Annotated in this window: 12 protein-coding genes; 3 read left to right on the plus strand and 9 right to left on the minus strand. The window is 61.9% G+C overall.

The annotated features are described in order from the left end of the window. Nucleotides 1-122: 122 nt before the first annotated feature. Nucleotides 123-1,769: an NAD(P)/FAD-dependent oxidoreductase gene (locus tag OIS53_RS08960; RefSeq protein ID WP_264682058.1), complete on the plus strand. Its 1,647-nt coding sequence runs from the start codon at nucleotides 123-125 to the stop codon at nucleotides 1,767-1,769. 236 nt (nucleotides 1,770-2,005) lie between these two features. Continuing rightward, nucleotides 2,006-3,094: a hypothetical protein gene (locus tag OIS53_RS08965; protein ID WP_264682059.1), complete on the plus strand. Its 1,089-nt coding sequence runs from the start codon at nucleotides 2,006-2,008 to the stop codon at nucleotides 3,092-3,094. Nucleotides 3,095-3,187: 93 nt separating this feature from the next. Here the strand turns inward: OIS53_RS08965 and OIS53_RS08970 are convergent, their stop codons facing one another. The 8 genes from OIS53_RS08970 to OIS53_RS09005 all read right to left on the minus strand — a co-directional run bounded on the left by OIS53_RS08970 (nucleotide 3,188) and on the right by OIS53_RS09005 (nucleotide 18,018). Next, a complete protein-coding gene (locus OIS53_RS08970; RefSeq protein ID WP_264682060.1) occupies nucleotides 3,188-3,466 on the minus strand; it encodes a hypothetical protein in 279 nt (92 codons plus the stop codon). Between the two features lie 246 nt (nucleotides 3,467-3,712). Beyond that, entirely contained in the window at nucleotides 3,713-6,703 is a 2,991-nt protein-coding gene (locus OIS53_RS08975; RefSeq protein ID WP_264682061.1) for a glycosyltransferase family 117 protein, read from the minus strand. A gap of 99 nt (nucleotides 6,704-6,802) precedes the next feature. Further along, nucleotides 6,803-6,931, minus strand: coding sequence for a hypothetical protein (locus OIS53_RS08980; RefSeq protein ID WP_264682062.1), 129 nt, complete (start codon nucleotides 6,929-6,931; stop codon nucleotides 6,803-6,805). Nucleotides 6,932-7,038: 107 nt separating this feature from the next. Next, nucleotides 7,039-9,372 (minus strand): glycoside hydrolase family 3 C-terminal domain-containing protein, encoded by a 2,334-nt coding sequence (locus OIS53_RS08985; protein WP_264682063.1) that lies wholly within the window; start codon nucleotides 9,370-9,372, stop codon nucleotides 7,039-7,041. A 346-nt stretch (nucleotides 9,373-9,718) separates the two neighbouring features. Continuing rightward, nucleotides 9,719-12,070 carry a beta-glucosidase BglX gene (gene bglX, locus OIS53_RS08990; protein WP_264682064.1) on the minus strand — a complete coding sequence of 784 codons (2,352 nt, stop codon included), beginning with the start codon at nucleotides 12,068-12,070 and terminating at the stop codon, nucleotides 9,719-9,721. Nucleotides 12,071-12,140: 70 nt separating this feature from the next. Beyond that, nucleotides 12,141-13,472: a glucoamylase family protein gene (locus tag OIS53_RS08995; RefSeq protein ID WP_319805486.1), complete on the minus strand. Its 1,332-nt coding sequence runs from the start codon at nucleotides 13,470-13,472 to the stop codon at nucleotides 12,141-12,143. Between the two features lie 70 nt (nucleotides 13,473-13,542). Next, nucleotides 13,543-15,012, minus strand: coding sequence for a RagB/SusD family nutrient uptake outer membrane protein (locus tag OIS53_RS09000; protein WP_264682065.1), 1,470 nt, complete (start codon nucleotides 15,010-15,012; stop codon nucleotides 13,543-13,545). A 21-nt stretch (nucleotides 15,013-15,033) separates the two neighbouring features. After that, nucleotides 15,034-18,018 carry a SusC/RagA family TonB-linked outer membrane protein gene (locus tag OIS53_RS09005; RefSeq protein WP_264682066.1) on the minus strand — a complete coding sequence of 995 codons (2,985 nt, stop codon included), beginning with the start codon at nucleotides 18,016-18,018 and terminating at the stop codon, nucleotides 15,034-15,036. A gap of 831 nt (nucleotides 18,019-18,849) precedes the next feature. Here OIS53_RS09005 and OIS53_RS09010 point away from each other — a divergent pair. Next, entirely contained in the window at nucleotides 18,850-20,151 is a 1,302-nt protein-coding gene (locus OIS53_RS09010) for an MFS transporter (RefSeq protein WP_264682067.1), read from the plus strand. 108 nt (nucleotides 20,152-20,259) lie between these two features. Here the strand turns inward: OIS53_RS09010 and OIS53_RS09015 are convergent, their stop codons facing one another. Then, nucleotides 20,260-21,174 (minus strand): DUF6929 family protein, encoded by a 915-nt coding sequence (locus OIS53_RS09015; RefSeq protein ID WP_264682068.1) that lies wholly within the window; start codon nucleotides 21,172-21,174, stop codon nucleotides 20,260-20,262. Between the last annotated feature and the right edge of the window lie 85 nt (nucleotides 21,175-21,259).

Consider the following 21,259-nt stretch of genomic DNA (forward strand, 5'->3'; position numbering starts at 1 on the left):
GATGCTTCGACTGCGGCTGCGCCTGCGCTCAGCATGACCGTTCTACTTGCCACCTGTCACCTGTCACTTGTCACCTCTCACCTGTCACTTGTCCCCTGTCCCCTGTCACCTCCTCACCACTTATGACTTCCCGCCGAAACTTCTTGCAACATGCGGCTCTGGGCGCGGCTGGGGTGCTGCTGGCGCCGCTAGCGGGGCTCCACGTGTGCCGGCCGGGCACGGCGCGGAGCCACATTCGGGGCAGTTTGCACGGGGCCAACCACGCCACGGGCCACCTGCTGCGGGAGCCGGGGCGGCTGCCGGCGCCCACGCGCACCCAGCGGGTAGACGTGTTGATTGTGGGCGGGGGCGTGGCGGGGCTGGCGGCCCGGCGGGAGCTGGCGCGGCGCGGCTTCGGGCCGGAACAGGTGCTGCTGGTGGAGCTGGATGAGCAGCCGGGCGGCAACTCCAGCGCCGGCCGCAACGCCGTGGCTTCTTACCCCTGGGGCGCCCACTACCTGCCCGTGCCCGACCCACGTAACCACGCGCTGCTGGCGTTTCTGCAAGAAGCCGGCGTCGTTACCGGCACCGATGCCGCCTCGGGCCTGCCCATCTACAACGACTACTACCTCTGCCACGACCCCGAGGAGCGCCTGTACCTGCGCGGGCACTGGCAGAGCGGGTTAGTGCCCGAGTTGGGCGTGCCCGCAGCGGAAAAGGTGCAGATAGCCCGGTTTTTTCGGCTAATAGAAGAAATGCGCGCCGCCCGCGGCACGGATGGGCGCGAGGCCTTCCGGATTCCGCTGGCGGAGTCGTCGGCGGATGCGCGGTTTCGGGTGCTGGACGAAGTGACGTTTGCGGCTTACCTGGACGAGCACGGCTTCACGGGGCCTCACCTGCGCTGGTACCTCGACTACTGCTGCCGCGACGACTACGGCGCCCCGGCCGCCCAGGTGTCGGCGTGGGCGGGGCTGCACTACTTTGCCAGCCGCAAGGGCCGCGCCCACAACGCCAGCGCCGCCGACGTGCTGACCTGGCCCGCGGGCAACGGCTTCCTGGTGGAGCAACTGCGCCGGCAAGCCTCCTCCCCCATTCACACCAATACCGTAGCCTACGCCCTGCACGACACCCCGACCGGCCTGGCCGCCGACTGCTACGACGTAGTCACTCGCCAGACTACCCGCGTAGAGGCGCGGCAGATACTCCTGGCCACACCCTGGTTTGTAACCGAGCGGCTGCTGGCCGGCCTGCCCGAGGCGCCCAAGCCGGCTCTGGCCGTGCACCGCGCCCCGTGGGTGGTGGTGAATCTGACCGTGGATGGCCTACCCCAGGGCCCCGGCCAGCCGCTGAGCTGGGACAACGTGCTGTTCGGCACCGAATCGGTGGGCTACGTGAATGCCAGCCACCAGAGCCTCAGCCTCGACGCCGGCGGGCCCAAAGTCATAACCTACTACCTGCCCCTGCCCGCCGCCGACCCCGTGGCGGCCCGCCGCCTGGCCTACCAAACCTCCTACGACGAGTGGGTGCGCCGGGCCCTGGCCGAGCTGGAAACCGCCCACCCCGGCCTCACGCCCCACGTGCAGCGCGCCGATGTGTGGGTATGGGGCCACGGCATGGCGACGCCCACGCCCGGCTTGCTGTGGGGCGCAGCCCGCCAGCAGGCCGCCCGCCCCTGGCAGGGCAAGCTGTTTTTCGCTCACACCGACCTGAGCGGCATGTCTATCTTCGAGGAGGGATTCTACCAGGGCTGCCGGGCCGCTGCCGAGCTAGCCAGTGTCAGGCGCGCTTAGTATGGATTGCATGTTGTGCTGGTAGTGTCATGTTGACAAAAAAAGCATCTTGCTAGAGAGTAACTCTAATCGTCCGGCTCCCCCTCTCCGAAAAAGGAGAGGGGGCTGGGGGGTGAGGCGCCACATCAGCACGCCAGACACTCCGACAAGCCCAGCATGACATTACAATCACAACGTCACGCCACCAGAAAAGCAAAACACGCGCCCCTCTTACCAAACCTGCGCCTAGCTTCACCATGCCTTCATCTGCATCCGTCGCCCAGCCTGTTGCTCCGATTGCCTTCCGCCAGCCGTGGATTCGTTCGGCGGGGTTTGATGGGTGGTGGATTCTGGGGCCGCCGTTTCTGGCCTTGCTAGGCGTGATGGTGCTGCCCCCAGCCTACCGCAGCACCAGTCAGATGCCGCTCTGGGCCTGGGTGGGGCTGGTGGTGCTCATCGACGTGGCCCACGTGTACAGCACGCTGTTTCGCACCTACTTCGACCCGGTGCGGCGGCGGCGGTTTCGGACGTTGCTATGGGCCGTGCCGCTGGGGTGCTACGCGGCGGGGGTGGCCCTCCACTGGGCGGGCGGCTTGTGGTTTTGGCGGGTGCTGGCCTACGCGGCCGTGTTCCACTTCATTCGCCAGCAATACGGCTTTCTGCGCTTGTACGCGCGCCAGGAGCGCACCTCCACGGCCAGCCGCCGCCTCGACGCAGCCGTTATCTACGCCGCCACGCTTTACCCACTGCTGTGGTGGCACTTGGCGCCGCCCCGCAACTTCAATTGGTTTACCGACGGCGACTTTGTGCAGTACGACTGGCCCACCGGCCGGGCACTGCTGACGGTTGCTTACCTGGCATTGCTGGCGGCTTACGTGCTGAAAGAAGCCCGACAGTGGCGGCGCACCGGCCACTTCAACCTACCGCGTAACCTGCTGGTGCTGGGCACGGCGGCCTCCTGGTACGTGGGCATCGTGCTGTATAATGGCGACCTGGCCTTTACCCTGCTCAATGTGGTGGCCCACGGCATTCCGTACCTGGCCCTGATCTGGGCCACCAGCCGTCCACCAGCCCCCTCGGTCTCGGCTGGTTCAGCTGGCCGCCTCTGGTGGCACGGGCGCTACGGGCTGGTGCTGTTTCTGGGGCTGCTGCTGGGGCTGGCGTATCTGGAGGAGGGCATCTGGGACGGGCTGGTGTGGCGGGAGCACGGGGCCGTGTTCGGCTGGTTTCAGCACCTGCCCACCGTGACGCAGGCGCATGGCTTGGCGCTGCTAGTGCCCCTGCTGGCCCTGCCCCAGGCCACTCACTACGTCCTAGACGGGTTTATCTGGCGCCGGGACCAGTAATCATTGCTGGGGCAAAAAGAAACCAGCCGTTTTGGACAACGTGCCCAAAACGGCTGGTTTCTTTCATTTCCTTAAACGAAAAGGAGGCCCAGCTTACGCAGCCTTGGCCAGGGGCCGCACCACCTCGGCATCCAGAATTTCGACGACGAAGCCGTTGTCCCTGGAGTACGTCTTGCGGTAATGCACCACCAGGGGCCGGCCGCGGGGCGAGGTTACCTGCGTGGTGCAGACTTCGCCGTAGGCTTTTTCCTTCTCCAAAAAGGGCCGCAGCAACCCAACGGTTTGCAGAAACTCAGCCGGCAGCAAGCCCTGCTCCTCCTGCAACTTCACGGCACTGACGGGGTACAGAAAACGGGTGTTGAACAGAATCATCGGAAAGGCGAAAAGTCCACAAATTTCTTTCCGCTTCAACGTCATTCTGCCGAGCTTAATTCCAAAATCACAGATTTTGCAGATTGAATGGATTGCACAGATTATCGTGAGTTAATTCATTATTTCTAAGCTTGTTGCTATTAGCCGCTATATTTTAGAGAAGGGCTTCGTGGCTTCTTTCCTTGTCTTTGTATGCTGCATGAAACGAATCTGTGCAATCTGGTTAATCTGCATAATCTGTGATGCCTAATCGGTGATGCCGTGTTGCTGGAGCAGGCCGGCCAGCAGTTGGGCGCGGGGGGCGTCGTTGGTGTCGGCGGCGGCCTGGTAGAGGTGCTGGAGGGTGAACAGCTGGAGGCTGATATCCCGGTCGAACAGGGCGGCGTTGGGGTGGGCGGCGTAGTAGGCCAGGCGCTGGGCGGTGCGGGCCGTAAGCGTGTCCATGATTTCGTGGGCGCGGTCCGTTTCGCCCACGGCCAGCAGCGGCGGCACCAGGTCGGGGCTGTAGGCGTCGTAGGGCAGGGCGGCATCGGGCAGCACGGCCAGGCACTTGCGCAGCACCTGCTGGGCGCGGGCGGGCTGGCCCTCGGCCAGGCAGGCGCGGGCCAGGCGGGCAAACTGCTGCCGGTAGCCACTCAGGATGAACCGCTGACTGTCATCGTAGTACACCCGCGGGTTGTCGAGGTTGCGGTAGCGGTACTTGCGCATCAGCGAGTCGTAGAGCAGGTCGGTGGCTACCACGCCGTCTTCGGGCAGGCGCAGCTCGGCGGCCGTAGGCGCCGGGGCCCGGCAGGGCAGCACGCGGCTGGCCAGGCCTTCCACTTGCAGGTACTTTTCCAGCCCCAGCCGGGTGGCCGGGCTCGTAGTATTGGCGAAGTACACGGGCCGCTGCCAGGCGTTGGTCGCCAGCAAGTCGAGCAAGACCAAATCTTTCTTTTCCAGCACGCCGCCGCTCACCTCCCATTCCATACGGGCCACCACCTGCCCGCGGCGCGGCCGGGGCACGGCGCCACTGCGCACCAGGGCGGCCGTGTCTACGGGCAGCACGAGGCGCGGGCTGGGAAATGAGAGCAGGGGCCGGGAGCCCTCGGCGTAGCGGACTTGCAGCAGGGGGCTGTTCTGGCCCACCAGCTCCACAAATTCTTGCACGTTCAGCTCCCGCACGGCCGGGTTTTCCACCAGGGGCAGGTAGTCGTTGGTACCCTGGCGGTACTGGCGGGCCGGGATACTCAGCGGCCAGGGTGCCGACTGATAGCTGCGCTGCCGCATCTGGTTCACGTACCAGTCGGTGTTGAGGTAGGACGACACGGCCACGCGCACATCGGTGCGGAAGCCTTCCACTTCCTGCACGTACCACAGCGGAAACGTGTCGTTGTCGGCTTCGGTGATGAGGATGGCGTTGGGGGCCAGGGTGCTGAGCACGTTGCGGGCGTAGTCGGCGGCGGCAAAGCGGCCCGACCGGTCATGGTCGTCCCAGCCCTCAGCGGCCATCAGACCGGGCACCACCAGGCCCAGCCCCAGCGCCAGGCTGAGGCGGACTACGCCCGCCAGCCGCAGCCGGCTCAGGGCCGCGTGCAGGGCCGGCACGCCCAGGCCAATCCAGATGCTAAAGGCCAGCGTGGCCCCGGCAAAGGTGTAGTCCCGCTCCCGGGGCTCCTGGGGCGGCTGGTTGAGGTAGAGCACGATGGCCACGCCGGTCAGCAGAAACAGCAGGGCCACCATACCGGCCTGGGGGCGGTTGCGGCGCGCCTGCCAGCCCAGGCCCGCCAGGCCTAGCAGCAGCGGCAAGCCCAGCAGGGCGTTGCGGGCCGGGTTGTTGGCGAGGCCGGCGGGCAGGCCACTTTTGGTTTGCCAGGGCCAGAGTACCCCGGCGTGCTGCACGTCGCTCTGCCGCCCCACGAAGTTCCAGCCGAAGTAGCGCCAGAACATATGCCCCAGCTGATACTGCCACAAGAACCCCAGGTTTTGGGCCATGCTGGGCTTGCGCCCGGTTTCGAGGTTCGTTACCCACTTGCGGTACTGGCGCACCAGCTCGGGCGTGGCCCCACCCGGCCCGGCGTAGATGCGGGGCAGGAGCAGGTTGTCGGCGGGGTCGTAGCGCAGCTCGGGGCGGTGCTCGGCCACCACGTACCGGCCGCCCTGGCGCACGTAGCGCGGGGCGCCGTCTTGCTGGGCTACGGGCTGGGCAAACAGGTGAGGGCCGTACAGCAGGGGCCGGGTGCCGTATTGCTCCCGGCGCAGGTAGCTCACGAAGCTGAGCACCTCGTTAGGCGCGTTTTCATTGATGGTGGGGTTAAACGAGCTGCGAATCGGCACAATGAGGTACGACGAGTACCCAATCAGCACAAACACCAGAGCCAGCAGCCCCGTGTGCAAAGCCGCCCGTCCGGTTCGGTGTGCGTACCGAAAACCCAGCCCAATCAGTCCCAGGAATAAGACCAGGAAGATGATGAGCCCCGAATTGAATGGCAGCCCGAACGTATTCACGAAGAACACCTCAGAGGCACCCGCCAGCGTGGGCAGGCCCGGAATGACGCCCTCCAGCACCACCAGCACCAGCGCGGCCCCTACCAGCAGAGTGCGCACCACGCCCCCGGCCGTGGGGCGGGCCGTGCGGCGAAAGTACCACACCAGGCTGAGCACCGGAATAGCCAGCAGGTTAAGCAAATGCACTCCGATGCTCAGCCCAATAACGTAGGCAATGAGCACCAGCCACCGGTCGGCGCGGGGCGTGTCGGCCTGCTGCTCCCAGCGCAGCATCAGCCACACCACCAGGGCCGTGCCCAGCGTGGACAGAGCATACACTTCAGCTTCCACGGCGTTAAACCAGAACGAATCGGAAAACGCAAAGGCCAGGCTGCCCACCACGCCGGCTCCTAGCACCTGCGCCTGCGTCGTGCGGGTTGGCTGGCCTGGCAGCACCATTGTACGCTCGGCCAGGTGGGTGATGATGCCGAACAGCAGGGCCACCGTAGCCGCACTAGCCACCGCCGACACCATATTCACCAGCACCGCCACAACAGCCGGATTACCGAACGACAGCAGGGAAAACAGCCGCCCCAGCAGCAAGTACAAGGGCGCACCGGGCGGGTGCGGCACCAGCAGCCGGTAGGCGCTAGCCGTAAACTCGCCACAGTCCCAGAACGACACGGTGGGCTCCAGCGTGGCCCAGTACACGGTTAGCGTCAGCAGAAACAGGCCGCCGCCACACCAGGATTTCAGTCGGGAATACGTCATGCGCAGACTGGTTAAGAGAAAGAAAAAAGCATCCGGCATGCCGGATGCTTTTTTCGGCTCAGGCGTTGCCTGGGGCGTTGTGGCTTTCGGGCGTGGTAGCTACCAGCTCAGCTCCACCGTCACGGCCGTGGAGCCGCCCGCGTCGTCGTCGGTGATGAGGAGCAGTTCGTAGCGGCTGGCGCTGGAGCGGCTCTGGACAGAGCCTGCCCGCACCAGCGGCAACCCCAATCGAAGTGCGCCGAGTACCGGAACTACGTCGGGTATAGCGAGGCCAAGCCCACTAACACCCGCTTTTGGCGGGCGTTAGTGGGCAAGAGAGTTTAGGTTCCGGACTTTTACAGCGTCAGGCCGCCGGTAAGGCGAATGTCGCGGGAGGAGCTGCCGACGAGCACCTCAAACTTGCCGGGCTCCAGCACCCACTGTTTTTTGGTTTCATTGTAGTACTGAAAAGCTTCCGGGCCCAGCGTTAGCGTAATGGTTTTGGCTTCGCCGGGCTTCAGGGCTACTTTCTGAAAAGCCTTCAGCTCCTTTTCGGGGCGCTTGACGGCGGCTTTCTCGTCTTTCACATACACCTGCACCACTTCGGCGCCGGCCACCTTGCCGGTGTTGGTTAGGGTGAGCTGCACGGTGGCACGCTGCGGGCCGGGCGTCACGGTCAGGTTGTCGTACTTGAAGGTGGTGTAGCTCAGGCCGTGGCCGAAGGCGAACTGCGGGGCCACTTTGTAGGTGTCGAAGTAGCGGTAGCCCACGAAAATGTCTTCCCGATAGGTTTGCGTGAGGCTGTCCTGGCGGCTAGTGCTGGGGTAGTCGCCGAGCTTGTGGGCCGGCGAGTCGGCCAGCTTCACGGGAAAGGTCATGGGCAGCTTGCCTGAGGGGTTTACCTCGCCAAACAGAATGCGGGCCAACGCCGTGCCGCCTTCCATGCCGGGGTACCAGGCCTGCACAATGCCTTTGGCCTGCCCCACCCAGGCCGTCATATCAGTGGGGCCGCCGCCCATGAGCACTACCACGGTGCGGGGGTTGGCTTGCAGCACGGCCTTGATGAGCTCGTCCTGGCCGAAGGGCAGGTTCATGCTGGGCTTGTCGACGGCCTCAGCGTCGAAGGCGTTGTCTTCCCACTTGCTGTAGTCGTAGCCGTGGGTCCAGCTGGCTACTACCACGGCCACGTCGGCGGCTTTGGCAGCGGCCACAGCCTGCTGAATCAGAGCTGGGTCGGCGCCCTGGCCGCGGGCAATTTTATGGCCCGGCGCGAAGCTCACCGCCACCTGATTACCCAGGGCTTTTTGCAGCCCTTCCAGGGGCGTGATTTCGTAGAGGGCTTTAATCTGGGAGCTGCCACCGCCCATGGAATTGTTCCGGTCGGCGCTGGCCCCGATGACGGCCATGGTTTTGAGCGCCGTCCTGGAAAGCGGCAGCAGGTTGCCTTCGTTTTTGAGCAGCACAATACCCTCCTCCGCTACTTTCTGGGCCGTAAGCTGATGCTCGCGGGTGTTGAAGGCGCCGGGCGTGCGCTTGGCCCCATCGAGGCGGTTGATTTGGTACATCACCCGCAAAATGCGGCGCACTTTGTCGTCGATCAGCGGCAACAGCCTGGGGTCTTTCTTGACGGCTTCCAGCGCGGGGTCGGCGAGAAAAAACCGGTCGTAGAGCGTTTTGGCGGGGGCGGTCGGCGTGGTAGCCGAAGCCGCCGTAGCGGTTTGGTCGGTGCTGCTGTACATCAACGACAGGTCGGTGCCCATTTCCAGGTCGGTGCCGTTGCGCAAGGCCTCGTCGGTGTTGTGCACCGAGCCCCAGTCGCTGATGACCATGCCCTTGAAGCCCCATTCGCCTTTAAGAATGTTATTCATCAAGTAGGCATTGTGGGTGGCCCACTGGCCCCGAAACTTGTTGTAGGCGCCCATGAGCGTGTACACGCCGCCTTCCTGCACGGCCGCCTTGAAGCCCGGCAGGTAAATTTCGCGTAAGGCCCGCTCGCTCATGTTCACGTTGATGGCATCACGGTGCGTTTCTTGATTGTTGGCCGCGTAATGCTTCACGCAGGCCGAAATGCCCTGGTCCTGCACGCCCTGGATGTACCCCACCGCCATGCGCGACACCAGGTAGGGGTCTTCGCTCAAGTACTCAAAGTTGCGCCCATTCAGGGGCGTGCGGATGATGTTGATGCCGGGGCCGAGAATTACATCTTTGCCCCGGTACTTGGCTTCGCTGCCCAGCACTTTGCCGAAGGCGTAGCCCAGCTCGGGGTTCCAGGTGGCGGCCAGCGTGTTGCCGGTGGGCAGGTAGGTGCTGGCGTCCTGCACGTCTTTCACCGGCTTCCAGTCGCGGCCCTGCTCGGGGCGCACGCCGTGCGGACCGTCGGAAGTAACCAGTTCGGGTATGCCCAGGCGCTTGATACCACCAGCAGCAAACGACGAGTTGGCGTGAATCATAGTCACCTTCTCCTGCAAGGTCATCTGCTTAAGCAGGACGTTGATTTTGGCCTCGTTAGCCAGCAAGGCAGCCTGGCGGTTTGGCGTAGCGGCCGACTTGGGAGCTGCGGCAGCAGGCTTTTTAGTTGCCGTAGCAGTAGGCTGGCGCAGGGCTGGTTTGGTTTGCGCGGCTGCGCCAAGCACTATAGTGCAGCACAGCACGGTGCCGAGCACGGCGGTGCGGGGAAAGGAAGAAAGCATACGGTTGGAAGTAGGAGGAGTAGGCATTGGGAGGAGGAAGGAAAAAATCTTTTGTCAACTGCGCCCGCCGAATCTGACGCCAGGTGGGCCCCGCTTTACTTCGCGCCCGAGCCGCCGGCAAGTAGCCGAACCCGCTCTCTATGAACCTAGCGCGGGGCTACTCGCGGGGCTCAGGCGCAAAACAGACCTGCGCCCTGCCCCGGATGCAGCCACTGGCTCTAGCAAGCAGCTGCTCAGCGGCGCTATTGAGCTAGGACTACGGCCGGGCATGAAGGTTTTGTGGCAGAACTATGCTAGTGGTGGAAACGCATGCTAGCGTCGGCGGCCTGCCGTGGCTGGGTCGGGCTTACTCCGTCAGCGTAAAGGCGACCTGCTGCACGTCGCGCGAATTGGGCCCCACAAACACATGGAAGTCGCCGGGCTCGGCGACAAACTTCAAGTCGTTGTTGTAGAACCTCAAATCGTCGGTGGTCAGGCGGAAGGTGAAGGTTTTGCTTTCACCGCGCTTTAGCAAAACTTTCTGGAAGCCTTTCAACTCCTTTACGGGCCGGATAATGGAGCCCACCAGATCACGGATGTAGAGCTGAGCTACTTCCTCCCCGTCGTAATTGCCGGTGTTGCGCACCGTAACGCGCACCTCCAGGGACTGGCCGGGCCGGATGGTGGTGTGGCTTAGCTCGGGCTTGGAGTAGCTGAACGTGGTGTAGCTCAGGCCGTAGCCAAAGGGGTAGAGCGGCTCGTTGGTCACGTCGAGGTAGCGCGACTTATACTTATCGAGCAACTCGCCCCCAAACGGCCGGCCAGTGTTCTTGTGGTTGTAGTACAGCGGCACCTGGCCCACTACCTGCGGGAAAGTGGCGGTGATTTTGCCCGCCGGGTTGTAGAGGCCAAACAGCACGTCGGCAATGGCGTTGCCACCCTGGGTGCCGGCAAACCAGGTTTCCAGGATGGCGGCGGCGTTCTGGTCTTCCCAGCTCAGCGTGAGCGGGCGCCCGTTCATGAGCACCAGCACTAGCGGCTTGCCGGTTTTTTTCAGGGCCTTGAGCAATTCCAGCTGCTGGCCCGGCAACCCAATATCGGCGCGGCTGGCCGCCTCACCCGTCATGCCCTGCGACTCGCCCACCACGGCCACCACCACGTCGGCGGCCTGGGCCGCTTGCACGGCCTCGCGAATCAGTTCTTCCGACGAACGTTTGTCGATGGTCAGGTCGCCGCCGTGGGCGTTGAGGTGCTCAATGAGTTGGGCATCGTCGGTGATGTTGGCGCCCAGGGCGTAGGTGATTTTCAGCGCGTTGCCGCCCACGTTGCGCAACCCCTGCTCCACCGACACGGTTTGTTTCCAGTCGCCGGCCCCGCTCCAGTTGCCGATTAGGTCGCGCTGACGGTTGGCCAGCGGGCCAATCAGGGCGATGGTGCCGGTCTTTTTCAGGGGCAGGGTGCTGTTGCGGTTTTTGAGCAGCACCAGGCTGCGGCGGGCAATGTCGCGGGAGGCTTCCACAAACTCCTTTTTCATCAGCGTGGCCGTGGCCCGCTTTTCGGTGACGCCGCGGTAGGGGTCCTGAAACAAGCCCAGCTTGTACTTGGCTTCCAGCACGCGGCGGCAGGCCTGGTCAATCTGGGCCTGCTGCACGGTGCCATCCTTCAGGTTCTGCGCCAGGTTTCTCAGGAACACCTCCCCCACCATGTCTTGGTCGATGCCCGCGTTCAGGGCCAGCGCCGACACCTGCGTTTCGTTGCCCAGGCCGTGCGGAATCAGCTCGTTGATGGCCGTGTAGTCGGTCACCACAAAGCCCTGAAAGTCCCATTGCTGGCGCAGCAGGTCGGTCATCAGCCATTTATTGCCGGTGGCCGGCACGCCATTGATGTCGTTGAACGACGACATCACGGAGCCGGCCCCGGCATCGAGAGCGGCTTTGTAGGGCGGCAGGTACTCGTTGTACATGCGCGGCAGGCTCATGTCGGTGGTGGTGTAGTCGCGGCCGGCTTCGGCGGCGCCGTAGAGGGCAAAGTGCTTCACGCAGGCCATCACCGCGTTACTGCGGCTCAGGTCGTTGGTGGGGCCCTGGTAGCCGCGCACCATGGCCCGCGCAATCTGAGAGCCAAGGAAAGGGTCTTCGCCGGCTCCTTCCGAGATGCGGCCCCAGCGCGGGTCGCGGGCAATGTCGACCATGGGCGAAAACACCCAGTGCAGGCCGTCGGCCGAGGCTTCTTCGGCGGCCACGCGGGCACTACACTCCACGGCGGCAAGGTTCCAGCTGGCGGCCAGTCCCAGTGGAACCGGGAAGATGGTGTCACCAGCCTTGGGGTTGGTGCTCATCCAGATGGGAAAGTTCTTCTCGTGGGTGGAGCCCAATACCAGCAGTGTGTCGCCCAGCACAAACACGGCTGGCGCGCACAAGTCGTCGTAGACTTTGTGGTGGGGCTTGAGAAAGGAGCGCGCCACAAACTGCCAGTTGTACAGGTCCGGGCTGTGCCAATAGCCCCACTGGTTGGTCGAGAACAAGTAGTAGTCACCCTTGTAGCGGGTAATCACCGGGTCGGCGGTAGCTCGGTGGCGGCCGGCGGCCGTGAAGTCGGGCGTGAGCGTGTAGCCATAGTCTAGGTTCAGCGGGTTGCAGTAGGTACGCTGGCCGGGGCGGGCAGTAGGCTGGGCTTGGGCCGGCGCCGGGGCAAGGCTTACCCAGAGCCACACTGCCATCCATAACCCAGGGTTTACCCGCTGGGCTACTGAGCGGGTAGGAGTCAGAAAGTACCTCATAGCTCCTCGGCTATTTCTTCAAATACGGACTTTGAAAGCCCAGCTTCCGCAAGCCGCGCTGCACATCAGGGCTGCTCATGAACAGCTTCCACAACAGGCCGGTCCGGTAGTTCTCAATCATGACAATACTTGGCCCCTGGTCGATGGCCAGGTGGGACTTAGCGTGCCAGTTATGCTGCTCGCTAAAAGCATCCACGAAGCCGTACTCGCTCCAGAGCTTGTCGCCCAGGTCGTAGTAAAAGTGCTTCAGGGCCGCCATCGACTCCTTGGGCAAATAAGGCATGGCCGACAAGGCTGCCGTAGGCGAAATCACGCCCAAGTCTTCGGTGGGCGAGTGGGCGGCGTAGCCTTGGTAGCTGTCGGAGGCAGTGAGGCCCCAGCTGGTTGCGCCGTAGCCTTTGTACTTCTTGGGGTTATCAACGCAGTAGGCGTAGTTGATGCGGGTGTGGGCCAGGTTCTGCTGCCAGTAGTCGGCGTGCTGGTCCTGGAGGCCGTGCGGGTCCAGGCCCAGAAAGGAGTAATGCGAGAAAAACAGCGGCCCGCCCAGCTCAAAGCCCAGGGGCAGCCGGGTTTGGTAATAGGTGTTGCCGTTGCGGAAATGCTCGCCGGTAGCCCAGCCCTGGTCGTAGACTTTCTTGTCGATGGCGTAGCGGGGCGAGCTGGCGGCTAGCACGTAGGTAATAAGGCACTCGTTCCAGCCGTGAATCTGGTGGTTCATGCTCCAGTCGTTGTTAGGGCTCCAGTGCCAGTAGAGCACGTTTTGCCCGCCCTGCGTGTGCCAGTTCCACTCCACTCCTTCCCACAGCCACAGGATTTTGTCGCGTAGCTGCCGCTCGGTGGGGTTGTCGCGGGTGAAGTATTGGCGGGCGCACAGCAGGCCTTGAAACAGAAAAGACGTTTCCACTAGGTCGCCGCCGTCGTCTTTGGGGCTGAAGCGGATAACTTTGCCCGTCTCGCCATTAAGCCAGTGCGGAAACACGCCGTGAAACATGTCGGCTTTCCACAGGAAGTTGACCATCTTAAGCACCCGCTCGGCCGCCTGCTCCCGGGTAATCCACTGGCGTTCCGCCGCCACAATAATGGCCATTACGCCGAAGCCCGTGCCGCCCGTTGTCACCACCTCGGCGCCATAGTCATAGGCCACATTGCTCCGCTCCCGCGCCAAGCCGCTAACCGGGTGCCCGAAGTCCCAGAAGTAGCGAAACGTCTGTCGCTGCACCAGGTCCAGCAGCTGCTCGTCGGTAAGATTCCTGGGGCGCTGGGCAGCCGGAAAGGACGACTGCGCAAACGAGGAGCCGGCAGCCAGCAGTGCCAGCAGCAGTACGTAATACATTCTCATCATACTCTAGCTGAGAGCAGTAATACAAAACCCTGGCCCCACACGCGGCGCCAGGGTTTTAGCTTCGACGACATTAGTAGCCAGGGTTCTGGGTTAGCCGGCCCCCACTCAACGTAATCTGGCTTAGCGGAATAGGCATCAGTTCATTTTTATTGGACACGAAGCCTTTGGCTTTAAGCACCTGCGCTGCCCGGCCCTGCCGCACCAAGTCGAAAAACCGGTCGCCGTACTCCAAGGCCAGCTCCACGCGCCGCTCCTTCCAGATGGCTTGGCGCAAGGCTTCCTGCGAAAGGCCCGGGGCCAGCGGGGCCAGGCCCGCCCGAGTCCGCACCTGATTCACGGCAGCCAAGGCTTTGGCGGTCTGACCCAGCTCGTTGGCAGCCTCCGCGTTGATGAGCAGCACCTCACCCAGGCGCAACACGCGGATGTTCTGGTCGCGGCCATAACCGCAGGCTTTCGTAGCCGAACTGGGTACGTAGGCCTTCATGTTGTAGCGCGGGTTGGCAGCGGCGGGGTCAATGACGTCTCCATCGGGCGTAGTCATGCCCCGCAAAAGAATGGTACCCAATTTACGCTGGTCGCCCGGCTCAAAGGCGTTTTCCAGGTCCCGGGTGGGGTTGAAAAAGCCCCAGCCAAATTGCGGACGCACCATCTGGCACTCGGCCCATTGCGAATTGGAAGCGTCGCAGTTACCATCCAGGGTTGTGCACTGCACTTCAAAAATCGACTCTGGCCCGTTTTCGCCCCGGATGCGGAACATCTCATAGAAATCAGGAGCCAGCGAGTAGCCTAAGCCAATAACTTGGTCGGAGGCGGTCAGCGCCGCAGCCCAGTTTTTCTGGTACATCTGCACCTTAGCCAGCAAGGCCAGCGCCGCCCCCTTCGTAGCCCGGCCCACTTCAGTACTGGGGTAAGACTGGGGCAGGACGGCTGCCGCGGCCGTCAGGTCGCTCACAATAAGAGCGTATACTTCAGCCGCCGATGCGCGCATCGGATTCAGCTCCTCGGGCATCTGGGCCGGCTTCGTGTGCAGAGGCACGCCCCCAAACGCCCGCACCAGGTTGAAGTACATCAAGGCCCGCAGGAACTGCGCTTCGGCCACGTAGCGGGCTTTGAGCGTAGCGTCCATGTTGATGGGCGGCACTCGTTGAATTACTTGGTTGCACAGGTTGATTTCCTGGTACTGCCCCGCCCAGTAGCCTTCCAGGGGGCCACTGGTGGGGGTAATGCGGAAAAAGGTAAACTCATTGAGGAACTCGGCGTCGCCGGGTACACTGCCTTTTTCAGCGTCGTCCGAGGTCAAGGTCGTGACCGACAGCCAATCGAAGGCTACCAAGCTCCATTCGCGCAGCTTGCCGTACATAGCGTTAACGGCGAGTGTAGCGTCGTTTTGATTTTTAAAGAATTCCTCGCTCGTGGGCTGTCCTTGCGGGGGCACGTCCAGAAAGTTGTTGCACGACGAGGAAGCCAGGGCCAGCGTTAACCCTAAGGCTGCCAAAAACGGCCGCGAGCGGCGTGAGGCAGAGAAGAACGTATTTTTCATGGGTGGGAAAACGATATAAGATTAGAAGCTAACGTTGATACCGAAATTGTACGTAGCCGTGAGGGGGTACACGTTCAAGTCGATACCCGCGTTGGTGGGGGAGCCACCCACTTCAGGGGTGAAGCCTTTGTACTTAGTCAAGGTCAGCGGGTTTTGGGCGTTGGCGTAGAAGCGCACCCCTTGCACGCGCAAGGTGTTGGCCACGGAGGTGGGCAGGTTATAGCCTAGCTGCACGTTGCGCAGGCGGATGTAGTCGCCTTTCTCGATGTAGTAGGAGCTTACGTCGAGGTTGCGGCCCGACAAGTCGGCCGAGGGCGTCGAGTTCGACGTGCCCGGCCCGTGCCAGCGGTTGCGGTAGAAATCCTCGGTGAAGTTTTCGTTGCCGTAGCGTACCTCGCGCAAGGCGTTGAGCAGCTCCACGCCTCCAACGCCTTGAATATCGAGCTGCAAGTCAACGGCTTTGTAGCGGAAATTCGTGTTCAGCCCGTAGGTAAAGCGCGGGTTGGGGTTGCCCAGCACCACAAAGTCACGGGCATCAATTGTGCCATCACCATTCTGGTCCTGGTAGCGCAGGTCGCCGGGCTTAGACCCCGGCTGAGCCGAGTCGTCTACCTCCTGCTGGCTCTGGAACACGCCCGCGACTTTATACCCGTAGAACGCCCCAATGGGAGCTCCCACCCGGGTTATGGTAGCCCGGTAACCGGCCACGGGCAAACCACCCGCAAACAGGGGAGCGTCGCCGGAAGCGGTAGAGAGCACCTTGTTTTGGTTGTAAGCCCCGATCAAGCCCACGGAGTAGGAAAAGTCGCCGCTGGTTTGCGGGTCCCAGCGCAAGGCAGCTTCGATGCCCTGGTTTTGGAAGCTTGCGTTATTAGCCAGAAAGCCGCCGCTGTTGGTGTAGCCGGGAGACAGAAGGGTGGGCACCGGAAATACGGCATCAATAGTGCGGCGATTATAGTAGTCAAATTCGGCCCCTAGTCGGTTGCCCAAGAAGCGCATTTCCACGCCCGCATCGGCTTCCCGCACCTTTTCCCAGCGCAATTCGGGCGGCACTAGCTGATCGATGCTAGCCCCGGGGTAAGGCAAACCACCTTGGCGACCGAAGAAGCCCGTGTAGTTAGGGGAGAATGTAACCCTGAGGACGGATATATTATTGTTCACTTGGCTGTTACCCAGAATACCATAGCTACCCCGCAGCTTCAGAAAGGAGAACACCGAACCGTCTTGCATAAATGGCTCATCGGAGATAACCCAGCCCACCCCGATGGAGGGGAAGTTGCCATATCGGTTACTCTCACTGTATTTGCTGGCGCCGTCGCGCCGGAAGCTAGCCGTGAGCAGGTAGCGCCCACGATAAGCATAGTTAACTCGCCCAAACAGCGAGGCAACTGTGTACAGGTCCGCTAAATTGCCACTGGGGGGAAAGTTAGCGGTGCCGGGAGTACCCAGGTTGAAATAGTAGAAAGCGCTGCCCCCTGATGGCACTCCGCTGATGGACCCAGTGACCAGCTCGGAGCGGTAACGCAAGGTAGTGGTACCCACCAGCGCGGTTAGGTGATGGTTGCCGAAGGTACGGTCATACGCGAGGGTATTCTCCCACTGCAGTTGGCTGTTCTGAGCTGTCCCCTTGAAGAGCCGGTTGCCCCGGTACACCTGCACGGTGGTCAGCGAGTCGGCTTTTTCGTAGTTGTAGAACCGCCCACTGCCGTAGCTCAGGCCGGCCGTGGTGCGCAGCGTGAAGTATCGCAGAAAGTTGAAGGAGGCGAAGGCACTGCCGACAAGCGTCTGGGCTTGTGAGCGCTGCACGAAATAGTCGAGTGTACCCCGGGGGTTGGCGAAGGTGCCCAGGCCGGAAGTACCAATCAGACTTGGGTCGCCGTAGCGGCCGGTGGGCAGGAAGGGTTGCAATACCGGCGGTGCCACGTAGGCCTGGTAGAAGATGTTTGGGCCGCTGGTGTAGTTTGGATATACGCTCGACGTAATCCCCGGCGCATCGTGGGCGTCAGCGTTGGCAAAGGTGGCATTGTAGCCCACCTTAATATGGTCGCTAACGGAGAAGTCAGTTTGCAGACGGGCCGTAATCCGCTCGTAATCATTTTTTTGCAGTATACCCTGCTGCTTTAAATAGGAACCGCTGAAGGTATACGACACCTTATCAGTGCCTCCGCCTAAGCTCAGCTGGTGGTTTTGAATCGTGGCGGTACGGGTGACTTCCTTAAACCAGTCAGTGGAAGGCAGATTGAGCGGTAGGTTATCACTAGCCGAGCCGCCGGTCAACTCGTTTTTTTCGTTGTAGAGCTGCGCGTACTGCTGGGCATTGGCCATTTTTATCGTATTGGTGGCCCTCTGCACCCCGCCAAAGCCGTTATACGTGACTCGCGCGCCCCCAGCCTGCCCCCGCTTGGTGGTTACGATTACTACGCCGTTGGCCGCCTGAATGCCGTAGATCGACGCGCTGGCAGCATCCTTGAGCACTTCAATCGAGGCAATATCGGCTTGGTTGAGAAAGCTCAGGTCCGAGCCCTGGGGTAGCATCGTGCCGTCCACCACGTACAAGGGCGACACGCCCCCCAACGACCCCACTCCGCGCACCCGAATTTCGGGGGCAGCGCCTGGCGCTCCGGAGTTGGTAATCTGCACGCCGGCTACCCGGCCCTGCAAGGAGCTGACCGGATTTTGCGAAGCCTGGTTTACCAACTCGGTACCTTTCACCGAAGAAATAGCCCCGGTAACTTCACGCTTCTGCTGCGAGCCGTACCCCACAACCACCACTTCATTCAGCGTTTTGGCGTCGGGAGCCAGGGCAATGTTTACCGTAGTGCGGCCCCCTACGGCGACTTCCTGCGAAGCGAAGCCCACAAACGAAAATATCAGCGTGGCGTTTTCGGGCACGACCAGGGAGTAGCGGCCGTCGGCGTCGGTTTGCGTGCCGCTGGTGGCGCCGCGCACCACCACGTTCACGCCCGGAAGGCCCGCGCCTTTCTCATCAACAACTCGGCCCGTCACGGTTTGGTCGGCTTGGATAAAAGCCCAGGCAGGGCTGGCAGCACCTGGAGCCGCCGCGTAAGCCGCCGCACTGCCAGCACTAAGCAAGATTCCCAGCGCCGGCAGTGCGAGCCCGCGCCGAATGCCCCCGCGAGGGGAAGGAAGTAAAATAATGCCCATGGGAAAGGTGGTTTTTGGTGGATGGGAATGGTTCAGAAAGCGACAGCGGGGCACTAGCGCCCGCGCCAGCCGATGCGCAACCACCGCAAGAGGAGCAGCGGTTAGTATGTCACGGGTTGAAAAACAGTTGTTGACTGCTGCGCAGTTAAACAGAGTTTCGTTTTAGTGACTTTCCTTCTACTCAGCCTACCAAGTCGCAGGCAATTCTTCAACTAATCGTCTGAGGCTACTCAAATGCGGAGGTAGCCCACCGGAAAAAGCCAACGGCCCCGCCGCTATTGCGGTAGGTAAAGCTTGGGAACAATCATGACGCGGTAACCCCAGCCCCACTGTACACCAAACTCAGCGGATAGTTATGCTCAGCTGCTTGGCTCGCAAAACTGAAATTTTGAGCGAAAGTTTCCGGGTAAAGTCAGTAAAAAAACTGGTATTAGACTATTTCGTTCAAAGAATTACTAGAAACTTTTTAGCAGGACTACTTGCTGGCCACTCAGCTCCGCTGCCTTGAGCCGCATTTGCCATAACCTATATACTCGCCGCGGAGTTACTAGACGGTGGAGTCAGCAGGACCCTACCTATCATTCGGTCCCGGCAATAGGCTTATTCAGAACGCGAAGCAAACAGCAGCGCTGCTTTGCCAGCTTAACCCGTCACTGCGCGTTGAAAATTTCCGTGGCTGCTCCCATTCTTCGAGAAAGCGCCGGGTGGCGCTACTTTACCTTTCTTTACCTATACATCATGCAGGGCATTCCGTCGGGGTTTGCCCTGACGGCCATTGCCAATTACCTGCTAGGCCAACAGCTGACCCCGCAGCAAGTAGGCAGCTTCATTGCCGTGGTGGGCTTGCCCTGGACGGTTCAGTTTGTGTGGGGGCCACTAATTGATAAGTTTCAGCACTCGGTTATCGGTTCGCGCAAGCAATGGGTGGTGCTCACGCAGCTCGTAGCGTTTCTAGCCTCGTTGCTGCTGCTGCTCGTGCGCCAGCCAGCAGCACAGCTGGTGTTGCTTACAACTGTGTTTTTTGCGCACAGCATTTTTGCTTCTATTCAAGATGCCAGCGTCGACGCCATTGCTATTGCTGTAGTGCCGCCCACTGAGCGGGGCCGGGTCAACGCGTTTATGCGCGGGGGGTACTTGCTAGGCGTCTCGTTTGGGGCCGCCGGGCTGGCTTACATGCTGCACCGCTTCGGCTTTTTCGCTGCGGCCCTCACCCAGTCAGCGCTGCTGCTACTTTTTACGGTGCTCACTCTTTTCATTAAGCTCGAACGTACCGACCGGCTGCTGCCGTCTTTCAGGCGCCGCCGAAGGGCACGCTTCGCCACTGACAACGACCCGGCCGTGGGCTGGCTGTTTCGGGAGTTATACCGTGGCATCACCGAGCGGCGCAGCCTAGTCGCGTTTGGCACCATTGCGCTGGTGTACCTGAGTATTGGGGTATTTGGCCGCGCATATTCGTTTCACCTGATTCAGCAGTTGCACTGGCCCGACAAGGATGTGTCCATTTTGCAGGGCAGTTGGGGCAGCGCTGCTACCATGGCTCTGATCATCACCGGTGGCATCGTCTCCGACCGAGTAGGCGCCACGCGCTTGCAACGATGGGTCATGTTTGGGCTGGCCGGCTACTTCCTGCTCTTCAGCAGCTTGGTTGCTTACTGGCACTATAAGCCGGTGGCTACTGCTGGTTTGTTGCTTTGGAACCTGGCCGACCCGTGTTTCAGCGTAGCTGCTTTGCCGGCTTTGATGGCCTTGTGCCGCCTGAAAATCGAAGGGTCGCAGTTCACAACTTACATGGCCCTGGTAAACTTCTGCGACGTGCTGGGCGCCTACATCACCGGCTGGGCACTTGGCTTTACCACTGCTTCTCTGCTCGGCTTGGTGTGTGGTAGCGTAATTCTAACGCTACTAGTGCTGCAGCCATACCTGAGCCGAGAAACGCCTGTAGCCGAACCACTCGCTAGCAACTCGCGGGCGTAAGCAAAAGCCTTGCTTTATTTGATTGGGTCACAACCCAATTGTGAGCAGCTAATGCACTAGGCAAGGTCACATTCTTTTCACTGTTGTGGTGCGGCCTGGCTAACCAAGCTAAAGCATAATCTCGACCAGCACCGCCGTCGAGCCGCCCGCGTCGTCGTCGGTGACGAGCAGCAGCTCGTAGCGGCTGGCGCTGAGGCGGCGGCGCACGGCCACGCTTTCCACCTTGCCGCGGTAAGGCTGGCCACCAGGGCGCTCCAACCGGGCCAGCGAGGCGGGCAGCACTCGTACGTTGTCCTTTAACTCCAGTACGCCCACAAACGAGCCCAGCACCTCTCCATCGAGCACAGCGTCCTGGGTGTCTTCTACTGAAGCCGTGACGAACAGCCGGTTATCAAACCACGTGGCCCCGGAGAAGCCGGCGGGCTTGCCGTCGATGTGGGGCAGCTCAAACAATTGCTGACGCACGGCCGGAGCCTGATTGGTACGGTGATGGAGGTAGTCGAGGGTAACGGCCAGGGGCAGCCGAAACAGCAGGTTGCCGGTGGCGCTGCCCACCGTGCGCTGAAACAGCAGCAGCTCGGTAGCAGTAGCTGCGGCGGCCTCGAGGTTCAGGACTACTCCGGCCGGCAGCAAAGGCCGCAGGGCCGCGTACAGGCCGCTCAAACTCAGCGGATACACGGCCCCTACCCCGCCCGCCTGGCCCGGCAGCGGCACCCAAAAGCCCTGCTCCCGCGCCGCCGTGGCCCCCGAGCCCAACACCAGCAGCCCGGTTTCGCCGGCCGGCGTGGTCAGGGCCGTCAGGCATTCCAGGTCTAGCTTCAGCTCCTTCGGGATGCGCCCTCCGCTGAAGTGGGCCGTTTCAAACAGCTGCACGGGCGTGCCTGCCGCCAGCGTGGTAGCATCAAGCTGATACAAAAAGGGCGCGTCGTCCCCGATAACGTAGGCGACGTTGCCGATAACTTCAATACCAGAAGCCGAAGGCAGCTTCGGCAACACCGCTTCGTGACGAATCAGGGCGAGCATATTGTAGGGGCTTAGGGTCTTGGGGGCTTAAGGACTTAGTTGACTTTCTTACATTCTGCGCAGAGCAGAGCGAATCGAAGGCAGG

Source organism: Hymenobacter sp. YIM 151500-1, from assembly GCF_025979885.1.
In the GTDB taxonomy this organism is placed as follows: Bacteria; Bacteroidota; Bacteroidia; order Cytophagales; family Hymenobacteraceae; genus Hymenobacter.